Source organism: Pseudomonas sp. ES3-33 (genome assembly GCF_000952175.1).
GTDB lineage: Bacteria > Pseudomonadota > Gammaproteobacteria > Pseudomonadales > Pseudomonadaceae > Aquipseudomonas > Aquipseudomonas gregormendelii.
Window position 1 is genome coordinate 1 of the sequence record NZ_JZRI01000048.1, and the last position, 1965, is coordinate 1965.

The window sequence follows — 1965 nt, forward strand, 5'->3', positions numbered from 1 at the left end:
TTTCGCTGGCATCGGTGAAGCTGTCATCGACCGGGGTGACGCTGATGTTCAGGGTCGAGGTGACATTGCTACCGGAACCGTCGGTGACGGTGTAGCTGACCACTGGCACGCTGCCGTTGTAGTTGGCGGCCGGGTTGAAGGTGTAGGCGCCATTGGCTCCGATCACCAAGGTGCCGACGTTGGCGATGGTCGCCGTTGTGCCAGCGGCGTAGGTGTTCGCACCGATGGTGAAGTTGAGCACGCTGACCGGGCCGTCGACGCTGGAAGTCCCGGTCAGCACGCTGCCGGTAACGGCAGTGTCTTCAAGGGTGGACACTCTTTCGCTGGCATCGGTGAAGCTGTCATCGACCGGGGTGACGCTGATGTTCAGGGTCGAGGTGACATTGCTACCGGAACCGTCAGTGACGGTGTAGCTGACCACTGGCACGCTGCCGTTGTAGTTGGCGGCGGGAGTAAAGGTGTACGCCCCGTTCGCCCCGATCACTAAGGTGCCGACGTTGGCGATAGTCGCCGTACTGCCGGCGGTGTAAGTACTCGTGCCGATGGTGAAGTTGACCACGGTCACGTTGCCGTCGACGCTCGAGGTACCCGTGAGGACGCTGCCGGTAACGGCGGTGTCTTCCAGGGTGGACACGGTTTCGCTGGCATCGGTGAAGCTGTCATCAACCGGTGTGACGCTGATGTTCAGGGTCGAAGTGACATTGCTACCGGAACCGTCAGTGACGGTGTAGCTGACCACTGGAACGCTGCCGTTGTAGTTGGCGGTCGGAGTAAAGGTGTACGCCCCGTTCGCGCCGATCACCAAGGTGCCGACGTTGGCGATAGTCGCCGTACTGCCGGCGGTGTAAGTACTCGTGCCGATGGTGAAGTTAAGCACGCTGACCGGGCCGTCGACGCTCGAGGTACCCGTGAGGACGCTGCCGGTAACGGCAGTGTCTTCAAGGGTGGACACTCTTTCGCTGGCATCGGTGAAGCTGTCATCGACCGGGGTGACGCTGATGTTCAGGGTCGAGGTGACATTGCTACCGGAACCGTCGGTGACGGTGTAGCTGACCACTGGCACGCTGCCGTTGTAGTTGGCGGCCGGAGTAAAGGTGTACGCCCCGTTCGCGCCGATCACCAGGGTGCCGACATTGGCGATGGTCGCCGTTGTGCCGGCGGTGTAGGTGTTCGCCCCGATGGTGAAGTTGAGCACGCTGACCGGGCCGTCGACACTCGAGGTACCCGTGAGGACGCTGCCGGTAACGGCAGTGTCTTCAAGAGTGGACACCGTTTCGCTGGCATCGGTGAAGCTGTCATCGACCGGGGTGACGCTGATGTTCAGGGTCGAAGTGACATTGCTACCGGAACCGTCGGTGACGGTGTAGCTGACCACTGGCACGCTGCCGTTGTAGTTGGCGGCCGGAGTAAAGGTGTACGCCCCGTTCGCGCCGATCACCAGGGTGCCGACGTTGGTGATAGTCGCGGTGCTACCAGCTGTGTAGGTGTTCGTACCAATGGCGAAGTTGACCACGGTCACGTCGCCGTCGACGCTCGAGGTACCCGTGAGGACGCTGCCGGTAACGGCAGTGTCTTCAAGGGTGGACACCCTTTCGCTGGCATCGGTGAAGCTGTCATCGACCGGGGTGACGCTGATGTTCAGGGTCGAAGTGACATTGCTACCGGAGCCGTCAGTGACGGTGTAGCTGACCACCGGCACGCTGCCGTTGTAGTTGGCGGCTGGAGTAAAGGTGTACGCCCCGTTCGCGCCGATCACCAAGGTGCCGACATTGGCGATGGTCGCCGTGCTGCCAGCGGTGTAGGTGTTCGCACCGATGGTGAAGTTGAGCACGCTGACAGGGCCGTCGACGCTCGAGGTACCCGTGAGGACGCTGCCGGTAACGGCAGTGTCTTCAAGGGTGGACACCCTTTCGCTGGCATCGGTGAAGCTGTCATCGACCGGGGTGACGCTGATGTTCAGGGTCG

Annotated in this window: 1 protein-coding gene; it reads right to left on the reverse strand. The window is 61.8% G+C overall.

Annotation, left to right across the window (positions count from 1 at the left end; genetic code table 11):
- A partial coding sequence (locus tag UB23_RS07990; RefSeq protein ID WP_045058806.1) for a beta strand repeat-containing protein occupies positions 1-1965 on the reverse strand: 1965 nt, incomplete at both ends.